Below are 20,168 nucleotides of genomic sequence, written 5' to 3' on the forward strand. Positions count from 1 at the left end.
CACTCAAGGGCAAAAGTCGCAAAGCCGACATTCGTCATGAAAGATGGAGTGACCCCGACCGAGGAGCCGCCCGGATGCCGCCTTCCGCCTCCCTGCTCAACCCCGATGCCCTCGACCGCGAGGCCGCCGCCCTCTACGAGAGCGCCACCTGGCAGCGCATCGTCACGGACTGGACCGCCCCTACCGTGCCCGACGACACGGATCCGGGTACGGAGGGCTGGCGTGACCTGCTCACCGTTCCGGTGGACCGGCTCGTCGCCGATGCGCTCGACGCGCTGCCGCCGCCCCTTCCCGCCGAGCGCCGGTTTCCCGGCCGGATCGGAGCCGTCCTGCCCGACCGGCTGCACGCCTGGCGTCGCATCGGCCGGCCTGAGCTGCGCCCCTCGGTCCACCTCGGCTACGCGCGCCTCGTCCTGACGGAGTGGGGCTGGCAGAACGCCCCGTACAAGCTGCGCGACGCGCGCGGGGCCCGGTGCGTCTGCGGTGCGCTTCTCGCCGCCCACCGGCTCGGCTACGGCAGCGCGACGACCATGAACGAGGCGGCCGCCTGGATCATGACCGAGCTCCGGTCACGGGGGTGGGGCGAGCTGATCGGGCCGTGGAACCGGGCCCCGGGCCGTACGGCCGCCGACGCGGTGGCCCTCCTCGACGCGACGAGCCGGCGTGCGGCGCACGCCGGCCACTGACGACCGCCGACACCGCTCCGAGGTGCCGCACGCGGACCGTTCACGGACTGACCCGGGTGCGGGGATCATCCGGTGATGCTCGGCGCCCCGTTCTCGATGTGCCCGGTGTACCGGCGCGACCAGGTGCCGTCGATGTCGGCGAGGATCGTGAAGTCGTACCAGCCGTTGTTGTAGGCGACCGCGTTGAAGAAGTCCTCACGCGTGGAGCCGGCCGGGACCGTGTAGGTCCAGGGGCCGTCCGTGCGGTAGGCGTTCGAGCGGATCGTGAAGGTCACCGGTCCGGCCGAGGTGTTGCTCAGCTTGAACCACAGGGCCGTCCGGCCCGTCCCCGCCTCCGTCGCGAACCGGGACGTCACCTCGATGGCCTTGCCGGCCTTGGCGGCGTCCCCGATGAACCGGCGCAGGAAGCGGTTGGGGCCCATCATCGAGATGTCGTACTTGCCGGACCCCGACCCCAGGCCGATGTTGAAGTAGTCGGTGGCCGTGCCGCCCGCGTCGACCGTGTACTGCCAGGCGGCCGTGTCGCGGTGCTGGTGCGGGTGGATGGAGAAGTGCGCCGCCCGCTTGGCCTCGGTTCCCTGGTTCGTCATCGAGAACCAGGCGAGGATCTTGCCCGCGGCCCCGAACTCGAAGCGGTCGAGGTTGCCGTTCACCTGGTACGGCAGTGCGCGGGCCGGCCGGGTGCCGGGCTCCTGCCCGGGCTGGGCGTTGTTCTGGGGGGCCGGGTTCGGCAGCGGACCGCAGGTCGACTGGCCGATGACCTTCGACGTGGAGGGGAGGCCGGCCGGTACTCCGTACACCGGGTGGGCGAAGTCGAAGACTCCGGTCAGATCGCCCGTCACCTTCCGCCGCCAGGCACTGATGTTGGGGCAGGCGGCCGGTGTGCCGAGGGCTGTCGTCCAGCTCTCCATGAAGCGCAGGACCGAGGTGTGGTCGAAGACCTCCGAGCTCACCCAGCCACCCCGGGTCCACGGGGACATGACAATCATCGGGACGCGGAAGCCCAGACCGATCGGCACGCCGTCGAGGTACTCGCCCGGGGTGCCCGGGGGAGCGACGGGCGGCGGCACATGGTCGAAGAAGCCGTCGTTCTCGTCGTAGTTGAGGAACAGCACGGTCGAGTCGAACACCTCGGCGTCGGCGGCGAGCGCGCGGTGGACGAGATCCACGAAGTGCGCGCCGTCCCCGGGCGGCGCGTACGGGTGCTCCGAGAACGCCTCGCTCGCCACCACCCACGACACCTGGGGCAGTGTGCCCGCGACGACATCGGCGCGGATCGCGGCGGCGATGTCGTCCGGGGTCGAGCCCGTGACCTTGGGTACCGAGCCCATGCCGCGGTCGTACAGCGGGTCGCCCGGCCGCGCGTCGGTGAACTTCTTGAAGTACGCGAGGCCGTTGTCGCCGTAGTTGTCCTGGGCGTTCTGGTAGACCTTCCAGCTCACCCCGGCCCGCTGGAGCGCCTCGGCGTACGTCTCCCACGTGAGGCCCGACTCGTCGCCGCCGTCCTTGCTGGAGCCGTCGATCTTCCCGCTCCACAGGAAGGTGCGGTTGGGGCCGGTGGCGCTCAGCGTCGAGCAGAAGTATGCGTCGCAGATCGTGTAGTGGTCGGCGAGCGCGTGGTGGAAGGGGATGTCCTCGCGGTCGAGGTGGCCGAGCGTCCGGGTGTTGCCCACCCCGGTGACCCAGTTGTCGAGGCGGCCCTTGTTCCAAGCGGCGTGCTGCGAGGTCCAGCTGTGGGGCAGGTCGCCGTTGCACTGGGCGAGGGTCTCGCCGTCCACACCGCCGGCGGGCGGGGTGTCGCTGAGCTTCCAGGGGTACTGGCGGCCGCCCCAGTTGGGCTGGTTGAACATCCCCCAGCCCCCGGGCAGATTGCCCGCGGCGCGGTCGGCGAAGCCCCGGACGCCTCGCAGGGTGCCGAAGTAGTGGTCGAAGCTGCGGTTCTCCTGCATGAGGATCACCACGTGCCGGACATCGGTGAGGGTGCCGGTGGCTCCGCTCGCGGCGGCGGAGGCCGGGGCCGTCGGCAGCGCCGCGCCCGCCACGAGCCCCGCGCCGATACCGACGAATCCTCTGCGGCTGATGGGAATCATGCTCCGCCTCTCCTGTCACGGTGTGCCCCGGCGGCACATCGGAGACATGATGGGGGAGGCGAGCTTAAAGGTATACAGCCGTGCGGTAATTAATGGATTAACACCCCAGGGCGCCGTAGGGCCAAGGGGTATGGGGCTGTGGATTGGTCCGACTTCATACCAATGGCGTTCGAGGGTTTAGACGGTGAGGACCTTCACCCCGGCCTCGGTGAGCTGGGCGACCGCCTCCTGGCTGATGCCGGTGTCGGTGACGAGCAGGTCGATGCGGTCCAGACCGCAGATCCGGGCGAAGGCCCGGCGGCCCATCTTCGAGGAGTCGGTCACCACGACGACCCGGCTCGCCCGCTCCGCGAAGAGCCGGCTGATGCTCGCCTCGTCCTCCTGGTGCGCCATCACCCCGAGTCCGGCGTCGACCCCGTCGACCCCCAGCACCACCACGTCGAGCACGACCTCGTTGAGCACCCCGACCGTCAGGGGGCCCACCAGTTCGTACGTCTGGGGGCGCGCGACCCCGCCGGTGGTGACGATCTTGATCTGCGGGCGCACCGCCAGCTCGCCCGCGATGTTGAGCGCGTTGGTGACCACGGTCAGCGCGGGCCCGGTGTTCGCCGTCCCCGCCGTCCCGGCCGTCCCCGCGGTGTCGGCCCGGCCGCTCGCGAACCGCAGGGCGAGGGCCCGCGCCACCTCCGTCGTCGTCGTACCCCCGTTGAGCCCCACGACCTCGCCGGGGGCGATCAGATCGGCGGCGGCCTCCGCGATCCGGCGCTTCTCCGTGGCGTGCCGCGTCGACTTGTAGCGCAGGGGCAGCTCGTACGAGACGCCGTGGGCGACCGCCCCACCCCGTGTCCGGATCAACAGCTGCTGCTCGGCGAGCTCGTCGAGGTCCCGGCGGATCGTGGCGGCGGAGACGTCGAGGGTGGTCGCCGCTTCCTCGACCTCCAGCTTCCCCGAGGCCGCAAGTAGTTCAAGGAGCGTGTTCCACCGCTCGTGCTTGGACATGGGTCCCTCCCTCGGGCTCGTGCGCGCGTCCGATTCTATCCGTCGACGCGCGCCGGACCTGGAAAGCAGATGCATGTTTCTGCTTGAATGGCATCGACTTCAAGCATCTTCCATCATTCCTGTGCACTCTTCTTGCAAGGAGACCGGCATGAGCACCACCCGTACCGCCGTGGAGATCGCGTCCCAGCCGACGACCTGGCGTCAGGCTGCCCGCACCCTGTCCCAGCACACCTCCGCACTGCCCCGGCGGGGCGAGCGGGTCGCGGTGATCGGCTGCGGCACCTCCTGGTTCATGGCCCTGGCCTACGCCGAGCTCCGCGAGTCCGGCGGCCACGGGGAGACCGACGCCTTCGCGGCCTCCGAGTTCCCCTACGGGCGCAGCTACGACCGGGTCGTGGCCATCACCCGATCCGGCACCACCAGCGAGGTCCTGGCCGTCCTGACCCGGCTGCGCGGCACGATCCCCACGGGCGCGGTCACGGCCGACCCCACGACCCCGGTGATGGACCTCGCCGACGAGGTCGCCGTCCTCGACTTCGCGGACGAGGAGTCCGTGGTCCAGACTCGCTTCGCCACCACGGCGCTCGCCCTCTTCCGCGCGCACCTGGAGGCCGAGGACGCCCTGCCCGAGGGGGTGGCCACCGTCGAGGAGGCCGCGCGGGACGCCGAACTGGCCCTCGCCTCCCCGCTCGACGAGAACGTGCGTACGGCGGAGCAGTTCACCTTCCTCGGCATGGGCTGGACCTACGGGCTCGCCCTGGAGGCCGGGCTGAAGATGCGCGAGGCCGCGGGCGCGTGGACGGAGGCGTACCCCTCGATGGAGTATCGCCACGGCCCGATCAGCATCACCGGACCCGGCCGGGTCACCTGGGGCTTCGGCGCCCTGCCGGCCGGACTCGCGGACGAGGTGCGCAAGGTCGGCGGCACCCTCGCCGAGAGCGACCTCGACCCGCTCGCGGACCTGATCAGGGCCCAGCGGCTCGCGGTGGCCGTCGCCGAGGCCCAGGGCCTGAACCCGGACACCCCGCGGAACCTCACCCGTTCGGTCGTCCTCGGGGACGTCCCCGCCTGACCGCGCACCGGCTCCGAACCCGCACCGCTCCAGCCCCACCCACCCCGCACCCCGCTCACACCCCCGGAGAAGGACCATGCCGTTGACGCCGACCGATGAGATCGTCCGCCGCGCCCGCGCGGCGGGCACCGGTGTGGGGGCGTTCAACGTCCTCCAGCTCGAACACGCCCAGGCCATCGTGGCCGGCGCCGAGAACGCCGACCGCCCCGTCGTCCTGCAGATCAGCGAGAACACCGTCCGCTACCACGGCGCCCTGGAGCCGGTCGCCCTCGCCTCGCTGGCCATCGCCCGCGCTGCCAAGACCCCCGTCGCCGTCCACCTCGACCATGCCGAGAACCCCGACCTCGTCCGCGAGGCCGTCGGACTCGGTCTGGGCTCGGTCATGTTCGACGCCTCGAAGCTCCCCTACGCCGAGAACGTCGCCGCGACCCGCGAGGTCGTGGAGTACTGCCACCAGCACGGTGTCTGGGTCGAGGCCGAACTCGGCGAGGTCGGCGGCAAGGGCGGCGCGCACACCCCGGGCGTACGGACCGATCCCGAAGAGGCCCGGGCCTTCGTCGAGGCCACCGGCGTCGACGCCCTCGCGGTCGCGGTCGGCAGCTCCCATCAGATGCTGACCAGGGACGCGGTCCTGGACTTCGCCCTGATCGCGCGTCTGCGTGCCGCCGTCGACACGCCGCTCGTCCTGCACGGCTCCTCGGGCGTGTCGGACGCGGATCTCACCGCCGCCATCGCCGCGGGCATGACCAAGGTGAACGTCTCCACCCACCTGAACAAGGCCTTCACCCAGGCCGTCCGCGCCCACCTGACCGAGCACCCCACGGCGGTGGACCCCCGCCACTACCTGACCCCGGCGCGGGCCGCCGTGGCCAGGGAGGTCGCCCACCTGCTGACGGTCCTGTCACCGGCCTGACCTCGCCCCAGGGGGCTCACACCTCCTGAAGCGCCGTGAGGAGGCCGCGTACGGCGGGCAGGGACAGCGAGGACTCCCGTACCGCCGCGTGGATCGAACGGACCGGCTCAGGACCGCGAACCTTGCGGACGACCACGTTCGGGTGACGGCTGCCCAGGCCCATCAGCGGGACCAGGCTGATGCCGAGACCCGCCGCCACGAAGCCCTGCGCGGTGGCGTACTCCTCGCACTCCACCGCGATGTCCGGGGAGAACCCGGCCGCCGCGCAGGCGTCGAGGACCGCGTCGAGGCAGGGGCCGGGCCGCTCGCTGCCGACCCACGGTTCGCCGGCGAGCTCGGCCAGCTCGACCGCGGTGCGGCGTTCGGCGAGCGGATGACCCTTGGGCAGCACGGCGCGATAGGGGTCGTCGAGCAGATGGACCAGCCGGAGACCGTCGCCGGCCGAGTCCGGGCCGCCGCCCCGGGGACGTACGACGAGGGTGAGGTCCGCCTCCTCGTCGAGCGGCGCGGCGTCGGCGATCCTCAGATCGACGCGTACGCCCGGGTGTTCGGTGCGGAATCGGGCCAGCGCGGGGGCGACGAGATCCGCGCCCGCGGTGGCGAAGTAGCGGACCGCGATCCGCCCGGTGCGGCCCGCCCGCAGATCGGCGAGGGCGGTCTCCGCCTCGGCGACCTGGCGGCCGATGACGGCGGCGTGCTCGGTGAGCAACCGCCCGGCGGCGGTCGGCCGCACGCCCCGCCCGAACCGTTCGAGCAGCGCGATGCCCGCCTCCTTCTCCAGGACGCCGATCTGCTGACTCACGGCGGAGGGGGTGTAGCCGAGGTTCGCGGCGGCGGCGGTGACGGAGCCGCTGGTGACGACGGCCCGGAGCACCTGCATGCGTCTCACATCCAGCATGTAGCACAGCTTAACGCTGGATGCATGATTCATCGCTTGTCCTGTCGAATGGGGCGCGGGACGGTGAGGACATGACATCGGCGACACGCATGGGCGTCCTGGCCCTGCTCTGGGGCTCGGGCTTCCTCTGGATCAAGATCTCCCTCGACGAGGGCCTCACCCCCGGGTGGATCACCTTCGTCCGGTGCGCGCTCGGCGCGGCCGTGCTCCTCGCGCTCGCGTACGGGGCGCGACAACGGCTGCCACGGGACCGGGCCACCTGGGGGCGGCTCGTCGTCGCCGCCTTCTTCTGCAACGCACTGCCGTTCCTGCTCTTCTCGATCGGCGAGCAGACCGTGGACAGCGGAGTGGCGGGCGTGCTCAACGCGACGACCCCGCTCTGGTCCCTCCTCATCGGCCTGGCCCTCGGCACCGAACGCCCCCTGCGCGCCACCCGGTCGGCCGGCCTCGTACTCGGCTTCGCCGGAGTGCTGCTCATCTTCGCGCCCTGGAGCCACGGCTCCGGCCTGATGAGCTGGGGCGCCCTCGCACTCCTCGGCGCCTCCGCGAGCTACGCCGTGGCCTTCGCGTACATGGCCCGCCACCTCACCGGCCGGGGCACCGCGCCGCTGGCGCTCTCCGCCGCGCAACTCCTCACGGCGACCGGCCTGAGCACGCCCGCCCTCGCGGCCTCCGGGGCGGCCACGGTGACCTGGACGGGGGTCCTCGCGGTCGTCGTCCTCGGGGTCTTCGCCACCGGGCTCACCTTCCACCTGAACTACCGGATGATCGCGGAGGAAGGCCCGACCGCCGCTGCCACCGTCGGCTATCTGCTCCCCGTGGTGTCCGTGACCCTGGGCGCGCTGATCCTCGACGAGCCGCTGACTGTACGGGTGGTGGCGGGGATGGCGGTCGTCCTGGTGGGGGTGGGGCTGACGAGGTCACGGACGCGACCCCTCGGTACGCCGGCCGAAGCGCGGGCCGATGTGCCGGACAGCCCCTACTCGACCCGCCCGACCCGCTCGACCACGAAGACGGGGATCTCCCGGTCGGTCTTCCGCTGGTAGTCCGCGTAGTCGGGGAAGGCCGCGACGGCCCGCTCCCACCAGGCGGCGCGCTCCTCGCCGGTGATCAGACGGGCCTTCATGTCCCACACATCGGTGCCGTCGCGCACCTCGACGAGCGGCGATGCGACGAGATTGTGGTACCAGACGGGGTGCTTCACCGCCCCGCCGTTCGACGCGACGAGCGCGTACGCCCCCTCGTGCTCGACCCGCATCAGCGGGGTCTTGCGGAGCTTGCCGCTCTTCACGCCGAGGTTCGTGACCAGAACGACGGGCATGCCCCGCATGGTCGTGCCCTTGGTGCCGCCGGACGACTCGTACAGCTCGACCTGATTGCGCACCCACGCCGTCGGGCTGGGCTCGTACTCACCTTCGAGAGGCATGAGGGGTCCTTTCGTGTCACGTCCGGCTGCTTGCCTGTGCACCTCCGACGCTATCCGACACCCCGCCGGGCGGGCGGGCACTCCGCACGAGGCGCCTTGTCAGTGTCGACTCGTAGGGTGGCCCCTGACGGTTCGGCAATGGCGCGACTCAGGGGAGCGGACGGCATGCGGGAGTTGTTCCTGGCGGAGCAGAAGGCGTACATCCGGTGGATCGACCTGCCGGGGGACGGGCCCGTGCGGGTGTTCGTCCACGGCCTCGGGTGCACCTCGGCATCGGACTTCGCCCATATCGCGGCCCATCCCGCGCTCGGCGGCGGCCGGGCGCTGCTCGTGGATCTGCTCGGGTACGGGCTGAGCGACCGGCCCGCGGACTTCGACTACCGCATGGAGTCCCAGGCGGCGGTGGTCGCCGCGGTCCTCGACCGCCTCGGTCTCACGGGCGTCGACCTCGTGGGGCACTCCATGGGCGGTGCGGTGACGATCCATCTGGCGGCGGCGCGCCCGGAGCTCGTGGCGAGACTCGTGGTGGCGGAGCCGAACCTGTACGGGGGCGGGGGAGCGTTCAGCTCTCCGGTGGCCGCACAGGACGAGGACGCGTTCGTGGCGGAGGGGTTCGCCCGGATGGTGGCCGGCGCCGACCGCGCCGACTACGCGGCCCGGCTGCGCCTCGCCGACCCCCGGGCCGTCCACCGCAGCGCGGTCGCCCTCGTCGAGGGCAGTACGCCCGCACCCGGTGACCTCCTCGCAGAGCTCGGGATCCCCCGGACGTTCCTGGTGGGGGAGTTGAGCCTGCCGGACCCCGACGCGGAGAAGGTGGCCACGTTCGGCATCCCGGTGGTCGAGATCCCCCGCGCGGGACACAACCTGATGCTGGACAACCCGACCGGCTTCGCCACGGCCCTCGCTCGCGCCCTCTCGGTTGCTCCGCCTCCGCTTCCCGGCCACGACGGGAGCTGATTCGGCCACGTCAGCCGGGTTCGACGGGGGTTCGATTGCAGGCGTATGGCGGATACATGACAAGGCCTCAACTCCCTTGAGCTACGCCCGTAGAGCGGCCAGGCTGCTGATCACGCCGAGACCGGAACCACCGGTCCCGACCGTGTGCGTGGCCCCACGTGCACCCCCCCCACAGTCGCGCCGTTCCACCCCGCCGGGCGCGACGTCCATGAGGAGGAATCCCTCGTAATGGCACTCCCGCAGAACACCCGGACCCGCTTCGCCGTCACGGCCTCCGCCGCCACCGTGGCCGCCCTGCTCGGCACCTTCGCCGCCGCCCCCGCCCAGGCGGCCCCCGCCGAAGGCACCGTCCTCGCGGCGGGTTCGGCCGACGCGGTACCCGGCAGCTACATCGTCACCCTCAAGCAGGGCGCGGGGTTCAAGGCCGCCTCCGCCAAGGGGCGGAACCTGATAGCCGGTTACGGAGGCACCGTCCGCAAGACCTTCGGCTCCGCCGTCAACGGCTACACCGCCACCCTCGGCGAGACGGCGGCCCGACGGCTCGCCGCCGACCCGGCCGTCGCCTCCGTCGAGCAGAACCAGGTCGTCCACGCCGACGCGACGCAGACCAACGCCCCCTGGGGCCTGGACCGCATCGACCAGGCGAACCTGCCGCTCTCCGGCACGTACACCTACCCCGACTCCGCCGGCAGCGGTGTCACGGCGTACGTGATCGACACCGGTGTCCGGATCAGCCACTCCCAGCTCGCCGGGCGCGCGGTGAACGGGTACGACGCCGTCGACGGCGACACCGTCGCCCAGGACGGCAACGGGCACGGCACCCACGTCGCCACGACGATCGCCGGAACCACCTACGGCGTGGCCAAGGCGGCGAAGATCGTGGCCGTCCGCGTGCTCGACAACAACGGCTCCGGCACCACGGCCGGTGTCATCGCGGGCATCGACTGGGTCACCGCCCACCACACCGCCGGTGCCCCGGCCGTCGCCAACCTCTCCCTCGGCGGCGGAGCGTCCACCGCCCTGGACAACGCGGTGAAGAACTCCATCGCCGACGGCGTCACCTACACCGTCGCCGCCGGTAACTCCGGGGTCAACGCCTCCTCCTCGTCGCCCGCCCGGGTCGCCGAGGCCATCACGGTCGGCGCCACCAGCAACACCGACGCCAAGGCCAGCTGGTCCAACTACGGCTCGGTCCTCGACCTCTTCGCCCCCGGCGTGTCGATCACCGCGGGCTGGAACACCAGCGACACGGCCACCAGCACCATCTCGGGCACCTCGATGGCCACCCCGCACGTCGCCGGCGCCGCCGCGATCTACCTCGCGGGCCACACCTCCGCGACGCCGGCCCAGGTCGCCTCCGCCCTCGTCAACGGCGCGACGACGGGCAAGGTGACCACCCCGGGCAGCGGCTCCCCGAACCGGCTCCTGAAGATCGTCCAGTAGCCCGGTCCGGCGACGGAACCACCCCGGAGGCAGCCGGCGCCTCCGGGGCGGTGCCATGCCCCGGCCCCGCGGCGGGGGACCGTGCTCCTGAGAGGATCGACGACATGACCGTCCCGCTCCCCTCCGGCCCTCGACACCCCCACCCGCTCCAGGAGCCCCCCGTGCACAGCGCCCTCGCGTACGCCGACATCAAGACCGCCGCCGACCGGATCGCCGGACACGTCCGCCCCGTGACGGTGGCCCAGGCAGACCCCGGTGCCGAGCCGTACACGCTCCACTTCGCCCTGGAACTCATGCAGCACACCGGCTCCTTCAAGGCGCGCGGCGCGCAGAACTTCCTGCTCGCCCACCGCGAGGAAGGCACCCTTCCCACCGCAGGCGTCACGATCGCCTCCGGCGGCAACGCGGGGCTCGCCTGTGCCTGGGCCGCACTCCGGCAGGGCGTCCGGGCCACCGTCTTCCTGCCGACCACCGCCCCGAAGGTGAAGGTCGACAAGCTCGTCGGCTACGGCGCCGATGTCCGGCTCGTCGGCACGGAGTACGCCGAAGCGCTCGCCGCCTGCGAGGCGTTCGCGGCCGACACCGGGGCGCTCGCCTCCCACGCGTACGACCATCCGCTGATCGCGGCCGGGGCCGGCACCCTGCTCGACGAGATCCACGACAGGATCCCGGACCTCGACACCGTCGTCGTCGCGGTCGGCGGGGGCGGACTCTTCGCCGGCGTCGCCACCGCCGCCCGGCACCACGGCCTGCGGACCGTCGCCGTCGAACCCGAGAACTGCCGCGCCCTCGACGCGGCGATCCGGGCCGGTCACCCCGTCGACGTGACCGTCGACTCGGTCGCCGCCGACTCGCTCGGCGCCCGCCGTGTCTCGTCCACCGCGCTTGCGGCCGCCCAGCAGGACGGCGTCCGTTCCGTCCTCGTCCCGGACATCGAGATCACCCGTGTCCGCCGGGCCCTGTGGGACGACCGTCGCCTCGCCGTCGAGCACGCGGCCGCCACCGCCCTGGCCGCCCTCACGGCCCCGGACCCGCAGGAACCGGCGGGCCACGGCTACCGCCCGGCCCCCGGCGAGAGGGTCTGTGTCGTGCTCTGCGGTGCCAACACGGACCCCACCGATCTCACGCGCACCGCAGAGACCGCGTAACGCGCTCATGGGCGGTCCCCACCGCTCCCGACCCGGGCCGCCGGAGCCGGTGGCACGGAGCGCCCGCTCCGTGCGTCAGGATGGGACCATGACCGAAATTCGTACCCCCCGTCTCATCCTCCGGCGCTGGAGCGACGACGACCTTGTCCCGCTGGCCGAGATCAACGCCGACCCCGAGGTGATGCGCTGGATCGGGGACGGCTCGGTCCGGGACCTGGAGCGGACCGCCGAGGACATCGAGCGGTACGAGGAGGACTGGGACGAGGAGGGCTTCGGGATCTTCGCCGTCGAGCTCATCGCCTCGGGCGAGCTGATCGGTTTCGCCGGCCTGTCCCTGCCGGAGTTCCTCCCGGAGGTGATGCCGGACGTCGAGATCGGCTGGCGCCTGGGCCGACCGTTCTGGGGACAGGGATACGCCTCCGAGGCCGCCCACGCGGTCCTGGAGTTCGCACTCCAGGACCGCGGGCTCGACCGGGTCGTCGCCATCACCCACATCAGCAACCAGGCCTCCGAGAACGTCATCGGCAAGCTCGGCATGACCGAGGAGCGCGAGGCGACCCACCCGGTCTTCGGCGTCCCCCTGCGGGTCTACGCGATCGACCTCACCGAGTACGAGGCCTGACGCCCCGGGTCACGGGTGGCTCAGTGGCGCTCGGGCAGGTCCCGCTCCGCGGGCAGTGACGTGAGGTCACGGGCCGTGGGCGAGGCGGCGGCGCGCGCGGAGGCCGCGGGCGCCGGCTTCTTGCCGCAGAACGCCGCCTCCAGCGTCCCGCCGAGCGCCGTGTTGGCGGCACCGTGGTTCGAGGTGTTCGCCATCGCGGACAGGCTGCGGCGGCCGTCGCGGGTCGAGAAGGTGTACGTGTAGAAGCCCTGCACCGTGCCGGTGTGCCCGAACACCTGCGTACCGCACGACAGGTCGTAGCGGCGCAGACCGAGTCCGTAGAACCGGGTGTTGGTGGTGTCGGTCGGCGTGACCGTCGTCATGGCCTCCGTCATCGCCGGGGACAGCAGCCGGCCGCGCATCAGAGCGCTGGTGAAGGTGTTCAGGTCGGCGGGGTTGGAGATGACGGCCCCGGCGGACTGGGCCCAGGACACGGTCTGCTCCGTGGAGTCCACGAGCGCGCCGCCGGCCTCGTCCGGGTGCAGGTAGCCGCGTACGTGCGTGCCCTCGATCAGGGTGTCGGGGTGCACGTACGAGGTCTTGCGGAGCTTCAACGGCTTGAAGATGCGGCGCTCGTACGCGTCGGACACGGGCCGGCCCGTGGCCTTCTCGATGAGCATCCCGACCACCACGAAGTTGGCGTTCGAGTACTTGTAGGACACGCCGGGCTCGGTGGTCCGCGGCTCGCTCAGGGAGAGGTCGACCAGCTCCTGGTAGCTGAACACCCGGTTCCGGACGGCCTCGAAGCCGGGGACGGTGTCGGCGAACATCGCGTCGGTGTAGTCGGCCAGACCGCTGCGGTGGGTCAGCAGATGACGGACCGTGATGCGGTCGTCGGGGAGCAGACCGGGGAGGTACGTGTTCACCGGGACGTCCAGCTCCAGCTTGCCCTCCTCCACCAGCTGCAGGAGCACGACCGTGGAGAACGTCTTGCTGACGCTGCCGATCCGGAAGCGCGACCGGATGTCCATGGACGCACCCGAGACCCGGTCCTGGACGCCGACCGTGCGGCTCCGGACACCGTCGGGACCGGCGAAGCGGGCCATCGCCCCCGGAGCCCCGTTGTCCATGGCCGAGTTCAGCGCGGCGACCACGCCGTCCATGTCGGGAGCGGGGACCGCGGGTGTCTGGGCGGGCGCGGCGGAGACGGGGGCGCTGGGAGCGGCGAAGGCGCTGGTGGCGGGGACGACGCCCGCGGCGAGCGCGGCGATCAGGGTGGCGCTCACGGCCAGGCGTCGGTGCGACGACAGGGACACGGTGGTTCCTCGGCTTCTTCCGAATCGTTCGGCACGGCACACGGCAGAGGTGCGCCGCAGGGCACGGGAACATCCGACCGCGAGGCCTGGACCCGGTACCCATGGTTCATGAGTGCCAACGTCCGAAAACGGTTCCTGACACGGGACACGGGTTGTGGAACCCGGACATCCGCCCCCCGCCCCCGGCGATGACGCCATGGGACGCGAAGGGGCCCGGCCGGTCGACTCCGTCGACCGGCCGGGCCCCTGAGGATCATCAGACGGTGTCGAACCGGTCCAGGTTCATGACCCGGTTCCACGCGGAGACGAAGTCGGTCACGAACTTCTCCTTCGCGTCGTCGCTCGCGTAGACCTCGGCCAGCGCGCGCAGCTCGGAGTTCGAGCCGAAGACCAGGTCCGCGCGGGTGCCCGTCCACTTGACCTCGCCCGTGGCGGAGTCGCGGCCCTCGTACGTGGTCGCGTCCTCGGACGTCGCCGTCCAGGTCGTCCCCATGTCGAGCAGGTTGACGAAGAAGTCGTTCGTCAGGGAGCCCGGGGTCGTGGTGAGGACACCGTGCGAGGACTGCTGGTGGTTCGCGCCCAGGACACGCAGGCCGCCGACGAGGACCGTCAGCTCCGGCGCGCTCAGGGTCAGCAGGTTCGCGCGGTCGACCAGCAGGTACTCGGCCGGGAGGCGGGTGCCCTTGCCCAGGTAGTTGCGGAAGCCGTCGGCCTGCGGCTCGAGCGCCGCGAAGGACTCCACGTCCGTCTGGTCCTGCGCCGCGTCCACCCGGCCCGGCGTGAACGGCACCTCGACGTCGAAGCCGCCGTCGGCGGCCGCCTTCTCGACGGCCGCGGAGCCCGCGAGCACGACCAGGTCGGCGATCGAGACCTTCTTGCCGCCCGCGGCGTCGAAGGAGGACTTGATGCCCTCGAGCGTGCGCAGCACCTGCGCCAGCTCGTCCGGGTTGTTGACCTCCCAGTTGCGCTGCGGCTCCAGGCGGATGCGGCCGCCGTTGGCGCCACCGCGCTTGTCGCTGCCGCGGAACGAGGAGGCCGAGGCCCAGGCCGCCGAGACCAGCTGCGCGACGGTGAGGTCCGAACCGAGGATCTGCTCCTTGAGGGAGGAGATGTCCGCGGCGTCGATGAGCTCGCCCTCGCGCGCCGGCAGCGGGTCCTGCCACAGGAGGACCTCGGAGGGGACCTCCGGACCGAGGTAGCGGACGGCCGGACCCATGTCACGGTGCGTCAGCTTGTACCAGGCGCGGGCGAAGGCGTCCGCGAACTGCTCCGGGTTCTCGTAGAAGCGCCGCGAGATCTGCTCGTAGGCCGGGTCGAAACGCAGCGAGAGGTCGGTGGTGAGCATCGTCGGGAGGTGCTTCTTCGACGTGTCGTGCGCGTCGGGGATGATCGCCTCGGCGTTCTTCGCCACCCACTGGTTCGCGCCGGCCGGGCTCTGCGTGAGCTCGTACTCGTACTCGAAGAGGTGCTTGAAGAAGTCGTGGCCCCACTGCGCGGGCGTGGTGGTCCAGGTGACCTCGAGGCCGCTGGTGATCGCGTCGGCGCCCTTGCCGGTGCCGTACGAGTTCGCCCAGCCGAAGCCCTGCGCCTCGAGCGGCGCGGCCTCGGGGTCGGCGCCCACGTTGTCCGCCGGACCGGCGCCGTGCGTCTTGCCGAAGGTGTGGCCGCCGGCGATGAGGGCGACGGTCTCCTCGTCGTTCATCGCCATGCGGCGGAACGTCTCGCGGATGTCGCGGGCCGCGGCGATCGGGTCCGGGTTGCCGTTGGGGCCCTCGGGGTTGACGTAGATGAGACCCATCTGGACCGCGCCGAGCGGGTTCTCCAGCTCGCGGTCACCGGTGTAGCGCTCGTCGCCGAGCCAGGTGGTCTCGGGGCCCCAGTACACGTCCTCGTCGGCCTCCCACACGTCGGCGCGGCCGCCGGCGAAGCCGAAGGTCTCGAAGCCCATGGTCTCCAGCGCGACGTTGCCGGTGAGGATCATGAGGTCGGCCCAGGAGATGTTCTGGCCGTACTTCTTCTTCACCGGCCACAGCAGACGGCGGGCCTTGTCCAGGTTGCCGTTGTCCGGCCAGCTGTTCAGCGGCGCGAAGCGCTGCTGGCCGGCGCCGGCGCCGCCGCGACCGTCGCTGATGCGGTAGGTGCCCGCGCTGTGCCAGGCCATACGGATCATGAGCGGGCCGTAGTGGCCGAAGTCGGCGGGCCACCAGTCCTGCGAGGTGGTCAGCACCTCGGCGATGTCCTGCTTCACGGCCGCGAGGTCGAGGGCGTTGAAGGCCTCGGCGTAGTCGAACTCGTCACCGAGCGGGTTTCCCACGGCGGGGTTGGTGGCGAGGATCTTCAGGTTGAGCCGCTCCGGCCACCACTGGCGGTTGCCGCCGCCCTGGGTCGGGTGCGCGGCGCGGCCGTGCGCCACCGGGCAGCCGCCCGACTCCTGGGATGCGGGGTCGGTGACGATGGCGTCGTGGTTCTCGGACATGGAAATCCTTCCGGACGGGGCGGATCGCTGTGCTCAGCCGGGGCGGGCACCAGCGGGGGCCTGCGCCCTACCGGAGCCGTGGTGTGCCTTGGCTATTGCCGGAACCGATCCTACGATGGACAGAGTCCAAGTCAAGAACCACGCCAACCATCCGAAGGGGTGAGCCCGAATGAGTGACCTGCTGGAGCGCCTGCGTGCGCGTGGCTGGCGCATGACGTCCCAGCGGCGTGTCGTCGCGGAGGTCCTCGCCGGCGAGCACGTCCACCTCACGGCCGAAGAGGTGCACGCGCGCGCCGTGGCACACCTTCCGGAGATCGCGCGGGCGACCGTCTACAACACCCTGGGCGAGCTGGTCGCCCTCGGTGAGGTGGTGGAGCTCTCCACCGACGGCCGGGCGAAGCGGTACGACCCGAACGCACACCACCCGCACCAGCACCTGGTCTGCTCGAACTGCGGCATCATCCGCGACGTCCACCCGACGGGGGACCCGCTGACGGTCCTCCCGCCGGCGGAGCGGTTCGGCTTCACCGTGTCGAAGGCGGATGTGACGTACCGCGGGCTCTGCCCGGCCTGCGTCTGACCGGGCCGGCGTCCGACCCGGCTGTGTCCGACCTGCCTGCGTCCGACAGGGCTCTCGAAACGGCAGGAGCCCCTCCACCGTGTCGGTGGAGGGGCTCCCGTACGTCGCCGTGATCCGGCGGCGTTCCTACTTCAGGGCCGCGAGCGCGTCCTCGTAGCTGGGCTCCTCGGCGATCTCGCCCACGAGCTGCGCGTGCAGGACGGTGTCGTTCTCGTCGAGAACGACGACCGCGCGGGCGGTCAGGCCGGCCAGCGGGCCGTCCGCGATCTCCACACCGTAGTTGGTGTGGAACTCACGGCCGCGGAGCGTCGAGAGGCTCTTGACGTTCTCCAGGCCCTCGGCGCCGCAGAAGCGGGCCTGGGCGAAGGGGAGGTCGGCGGAGATGCAGAGCACCACCGTGTTCTCCAGCGCGCCGACCTTCTCGTTGAAGGCGCGGACCGAGGACGCGCAGGTCGGGGTGTCGACGCTGGGGAAGATGTTGAGGACCTTGCGCTGGCCGGCGTAGTCCTTCAGCGACTTGTCCGCGAGGCCCTCGGCGACGAGCGTGAAGTCAGGAGCCTGGCTCCCCGGGGTCGGCAGGGTGCCGTTGACCTGTACCGGGCTGCCCTTGAGCGTGACCTGGGCCATGGGGGATCTCCTTCGGATGATGTAGGTGACAACGAGGGGAATCGTACGGCGTGGCCACCCGCCCACCGGACACGGCCGTCCGGACGGGAGGGGCGTGGCCGGCCGCCGTAGGTTCACGTATGTGAAAGCCCAGATGTATTCACAGGCGTCCGAGTCGGCGGAATCGTTCACCCGGCACCCATCTCGGCGCCTTGACGCCTTTGGTTCAGACCTTTAGGTTCCACCCTCGACAGCCCTCGGGAGTTCACATATCTGAAGAAGGAGCAACCCCATGCCCATACGGCGCGATGGTTCCCATGCGAAGCGCAGGGGAAGGAGGGTGCTGCTCGCCGTCCCCCTGCTGGCCGCCGCCCTCCTGGCCACCCTGGTCGCGGGACCGGGAGGCGGCCACGCGGAGGCCGCCCCCGCCACGTTCGTCCACCCCGGCGTCCTGGTCTCCCGTGGCCAGCTCGACTTCACCCGCGAGCGGGTCAACGCCGGCGCGCAGCCGTGGAAGGGTGCCTACGATCAGATGACGGCGAGCAAGTACGCCTCGCTGTCCCGGGTCCCGAAGCCCCGCTCCGTCGTGGAGTGCGGCTCGTACTCGAACCCGAACAACGGCTGCACCGACGAGCGCGAGGACGCCATCGCCGCGTACACGCTCTCCCTCGCCTGGTACGTCACGCGGGACAGCCGGTACGCCCAGAAGGCGATCGAGATCATGGATGCCTGGTCCGGTGTGATCACCGACCACACCAACTCCAACGCGCCCCTGCAGACGGGCTGGGCCGGATCCTCCTGGCCGCGGGCCGCCGAGATCATCCGCTACACCTACACCGGCTGGCCCCAGGCCCGCATCGACCGCTTCAAGACCATGCTGCGCACCGTCTACCTCCCCGAGGTCACCAACGGCTCCCACTCCAACGGCAACTGGGAGCTCAGCATGACCGAGGCCGCCATCGGCATCGCCGTCTTCCTGGAGGACCGCGCCGCCTACGACAAGGCCGTGACCAAGTTCCGCGGCCGCGTCCCCGCCTACATCTATCTCGCGAGCGACGGCGCCCTGCCGAAGGCGGCTCCGGGCAGCGGTCTCGACACCCGTGACGAGATCGTCCGGTACTGGCAGGGGCAGACCACCTTCGTCGACGGCCTCACCCAGGAGACCTGCCGGGACCTCACCCACACCGGCTACGGCCTGTCCGCCATCTCGCACATCGCCGAGACGAGCCGCATCCAGGGGCAGGACCTCTACCCCGAGGTCGCCGACCGCCTGCGGCACGCCCTCGGTCTCCAGGCCAAGTACGAGCTCGGTACGGCGGTTCCGAGCTGGCTCTGCGGCGGCACCCTCAAGGACCACCTCGGGCCGGTCACCGAGGTGGGCTTCAACGCGCTCCATCACCGCATGGGGTACGGGATGACGAACACGCAGAACCTCACCGAGTCCCGGCGCCCGGCGGGCACCGACAACCTCTTCGTCGCCTGGGAGACCCTCACCCACGCCGGGAATCCCAACTGACGGGTACGCGCGGGGGAGTCCGCACCTCTTGACGCCCCCTTACTTCACTTCTTAAATCATGGAGGCGACTAAAGCGCTTGCCATGTCATGGGCATGGCAAGAGCTTGCCCTTTCCCCCACATCCGACGGAAGTGAGCGTCATGCCCTCCTCCCGCTCAGCACGGCGGCCGCTGTTCACCGCCGTGACGGCCCTCGCCCTGGCCCTGGCCACCGCGGCGCTCGGCCCCACCGGTCTCACCCGGCACACCGGTCCCGCCGAGGTGACCGCCGCCCTCCAGCCGGCCGCCGAGGCCGCCGCCGTCACCTTCTCCGACACCTTCGACGGCGCCGCGGGACTCCCCGTGGACGGCTCGCGGTGGCAGATCGAGACCGGCGACAACGTCAACAACCACGAGCGGCAGTACTACACGGCCGGCAACGGCAACGCCGCGCTCGACGGCCAGGGCCACCTGGTGATCACCGCCCGCAAGGAGAACCCCGGCAACTACCAGTGCTGGTACGGCCGATGCGAGTACACCTCGGCACGGCTCAACACGGCCGGGAAGTTCACCGCGCAGTACGGCCACGTCGAGGCCCGGATGAAGGTGCCGCGCGGCCAGGGCATGTGGCCCGCGTTCTGGATGCTCGGCAACGACCTCGGCCAGGTCGGCTGGCCCGCCTCCGGCGAGATCGACATCATGGAGAACGTCGGCTTCGAGCCGTCCACCGTGCACGGCACCCTGCACGGCCCCGGCTACTCCGGCTCCGGCGGCATCGGCGCCGCCTACACCCTGCCCGGCGGCCAGGCCTTCGCCGACGCCTTCCACACCTTCGCCGTGGACTGGTCGCCCGGGAAGATCACCTGGTCCGTGGACGGATCCGTCTACCAGACCCGGACGCCTGCCGATCTCGGCGGCCGCGCCTGGGTCTTCGACAAGCCGTTCTTCCTCATCCTCAACCTCGCGGTCGGCGGCTACTGGCCCGGCGACCCGGACGGCTCGACCGCCTTCCCGCAGCAGCTCGTCGTCGACCACGTCCGTGTCACCACCGCCGACGGCCCCACCACCGGGGGACCGATCACCGGAATCGGCGGCAAGTGCGCCGACGTGGCCGGAGCTAACAGCGCGAACGGCACCCCGGTGCAGCTCTACGACTGCAACGGCACCGGCGCCCAGCAGTGGTCCCTGGCGGCGGACGGGACCGTACGCGCCCTCGGCAAGTGCCTCGACGTCGCCTCCGCGGGTACGGCCGACGGCACACCCGTGCAGCTCTACGACTGCAACGGCACCGGCGCCCAGCAGTGGACCGCCAACGCCGCCCGGGACATCGTCAACCCGCAGTCCGGCAAGTGCCTGGACGCCACCGGCAACAGCTCCGCCAACGGCACCAGGCTGCAGATCTGGACGTGCGGCGGAGGCGCGAACCAGAAGTGGACGGTGACGCGCTGACCCGCTGAGCCGGT

General features: G+C 71.4%; 18 protein-coding genes. 11 read left to right on the plus strand and 7 right to left on the minus strand.

Annotated elements, in window-relative coordinates; genetic code table 11:
* Positions 1 to 74 precede the first annotated feature (74 nt).
* On the plus strand, positions 75 to 686 hold the full coding sequence (locus OG462_RS39760; protein WP_406065611.1) for a hypothetical protein: 612 nt from the start codon (positions 75 to 77) through the stop codon (positions 684 to 686).
* Between the two features lie 65 nt (positions 687 to 751).
* Here OG462_RS39760 and OG462_RS39765 read toward each other — a convergent pair whose 3' ends face one another.
* Positions 752 to 2,776 (minus strand): phosphocholine-specific phospholipase C, encoded by a 2,025-nt coding sequence (locus OG462_RS39765; protein WP_406065613.1) that lies wholly within the window; start codon positions 2,774 to 2,776, stop codon positions 752 to 754.
* A 177-nt stretch (positions 2,777 to 2,953) separates the two neighbouring features.
* Positions 2,954 to 3,775, minus strand: a complete 822-nt coding sequence (locus tag OG462_RS39770) for a DeoR/GlpR family DNA-binding transcription regulator (protein WP_406065615.1) — start codon at positions 3,773 to 3,775, stop codon at positions 2,954 to 2,956.
* A gap of 148 nt (positions 3,776 to 3,923) precedes the next feature.
* Between OG462_RS39770 and OG462_RS39775 the strand changes: the two genes are divergently transcribed.
* Both OG462_RS39775 and OG462_RS39780 read left to right on the plus strand, forming a co-directional pair.
* Positions 3,924 to 4,847, plus strand: a complete 924-nt coding sequence (locus OG462_RS39775; RefSeq protein WP_406065616.1) for an SIS domain-containing protein — start codon at positions 3,924 to 3,926, stop codon at positions 4,845 to 4,847.
* Positions 4,848 to 4,923: 76 nt separating this feature from the next.
* Positions 4,924 to 5,760: a ketose-bisphosphate aldolase gene (locus OG462_RS39780; protein ID WP_406065618.1), complete on the plus strand. Its 837-nt coding sequence runs from the start codon at positions 4,924 to 4,926 to the stop codon at positions 5,758 to 5,760.
* A gap of 16 nt (positions 5,761 to 5,776) precedes the next feature.
* Here OG462_RS39780 and OG462_RS39785 read toward each other — a convergent pair whose 3' ends face one another.
* Positions 5,777 to 6,658, minus strand: a complete 882-nt coding sequence (locus tag OG462_RS39785) for a LysR family transcriptional regulator (RefSeq protein ID WP_406065620.1) — start codon at positions 6,656 to 6,658, stop codon at positions 5,777 to 5,779.
* 71 nt (positions 6,659 to 6,729) lie between these two features.
* Here OG462_RS39785 and OG462_RS39790 point away from each other — a divergent pair, with 71 nt between their 5' ends.
* Positions 6,730 to 7,704 carry a DMT family transporter gene (locus tag OG462_RS39790; RefSeq protein WP_406065621.1) on the plus strand — a complete coding sequence of 325 codons (975 nt, stop codon included), beginning with the start codon at positions 6,730 to 6,732 and terminating at the stop codon, positions 7,702 to 7,704.
* Here the strand turns inward: OG462_RS39790 and OG462_RS39795 are convergent.
* The gene (locus OG462_RS39795; protein WP_406065623.1) at positions 7,638 to 8,084 is read right to left on the minus strand and encodes a nitroreductase family deazaflavin-dependent oxidoreductase; all 447 of its coding nucleotides are present in this window, start codon (positions 8,082 to 8,084) and stop codon (positions 7,638 to 7,640) included. The genes OG462_RS39790 and OG462_RS39795 overlap by 67 nt on opposite strands.
* A gap of 138 nt (positions 8,085 to 8,222) precedes the next feature.
* On the opposite strand from OG462_RS39795, the gene OG462_RS39800 reads away from it, so the two are divergent.
* The 4 genes from OG462_RS39800 to OG462_RS39815 all read left to right on the plus strand — a co-directional run bounded on the left by OG462_RS39800 (position 8,223) and on the right by OG462_RS39815 (position 12,254).
* Positions 8,223 to 9,041 (plus strand): alpha/beta fold hydrolase, encoded by an 819-nt coding sequence (locus OG462_RS39800; RefSeq protein ID WP_406065625.1) that lies wholly within the window; start codon positions 8,223 to 8,225, stop codon positions 9,039 to 9,041.
* Positions 9,042 to 9,269: 228 nt separating this feature from the next.
* Complete coding sequence (locus OG462_RS39805) at positions 9,270 to 10,484, plus strand: S8 family peptidase (protein ID WP_406065626.1); 1,215 nt, start codon at positions 9,270 to 9,272, stop codon at positions 10,482 to 10,484.
* Positions 10,485 to 10,645: 161 nt separating this feature from the next.
* A complete protein-coding gene (locus OG462_RS39810) occupies positions 10,646 to 11,632 on the plus strand; it encodes a serine/threonine dehydratase (RefSeq protein WP_406066889.1) in 987 nt (328 codons plus the stop codon).
* Between the two features lie 88 nt (positions 11,633 to 11,720).
* Positions 11,721 to 12,254, plus strand: coding sequence for a GNAT family N-acetyltransferase (locus OG462_RS39815; protein WP_406065628.1), 534 nt, complete (start codon positions 11,721 to 11,723; stop codon positions 12,252 to 12,254).
* A 20-nt stretch (positions 12,255 to 12,274) separates the two neighbouring features.
* Here the strand turns inward: OG462_RS39815 and OG462_RS39820 are convergent, their stop codons facing one another.
* Both OG462_RS39820 and katG read right to left on the minus strand, forming a co-directional pair.
* Entirely contained in the window at positions 12,275 to 13,549 is a 1,275-nt protein-coding gene (locus tag OG462_RS39820; RefSeq protein ID WP_406065630.1) for a serine hydrolase domain-containing protein, read from the minus strand.
* A gap of 256 nt (positions 13,550 to 13,805) precedes the next feature.
* The gene (katG, locus tag OG462_RS39825; RefSeq protein WP_406065632.1) at positions 13,806 to 16,025 is read right to left on the minus strand and encodes a catalase/peroxidase HPI; all 2,220 of its coding nucleotides are present in this window, start codon (positions 16,023 to 16,025) and stop codon (positions 13,806 to 13,808) included.
* Positions 16,026 to 16,194: 169 nt separating this feature from the next.
* On the opposite strand from katG, the gene OG462_RS39830 reads away from it, so the two are divergent.
* Entirely contained in the window at positions 16,195 to 16,605 is a 411-nt protein-coding gene (locus OG462_RS39830) for a Fur family transcriptional regulator (RefSeq protein ID WP_406065634.1), read from the plus strand.
* Between the two features lie 126 nt (positions 16,606 to 16,731).
* Here the strand turns inward: OG462_RS39830 and tpx are convergent, their stop codons facing one another.
* On the minus strand, positions 16,732 to 17,232 hold the full coding sequence (gene tpx, locus OG462_RS39835; protein WP_406065636.1) for a thiol peroxidase: 501 nt from the start codon (positions 17,230 to 17,232) through the stop codon (positions 16,732 to 16,734).
* Between the two features lie 271 nt (positions 17,233 to 17,503).
* On the opposite strand from tpx, the gene OG462_RS39840 reads away from it, so the two are divergent.
* The gene (locus OG462_RS39840; RefSeq protein ID WP_406065638.1) at positions 17,504 to 18,727 is read left to right on the plus strand and encodes an alginate lyase family protein; all 1,224 of its coding nucleotides are present in this window, start codon (positions 17,504 to 17,506) and stop codon (positions 18,725 to 18,727) included.
* Between the two features lie 140 nt (positions 18,728 to 18,867).
* Positions 18,868 to 20,154, plus strand: coding sequence for a ricin-type beta-trefoil lectin domain protein (locus OG462_RS39845; protein ID WP_406065640.1), 1,287 nt, complete (start codon positions 18,868 to 18,870; stop codon positions 20,152 to 20,154).
* The last annotated feature ends 14 nt before the right edge of the window (positions 20,155 to 20,168 follow it).

Source organism: Streptomyces sp. NBC_01077, from assembly GCF_045162855.1.
In the GTDB taxonomy this organism is placed as follows: domain Bacteria; phylum Actinomycetota; class Actinomycetes; order Streptomycetales; family Streptomycetaceae; genus Streptomyces.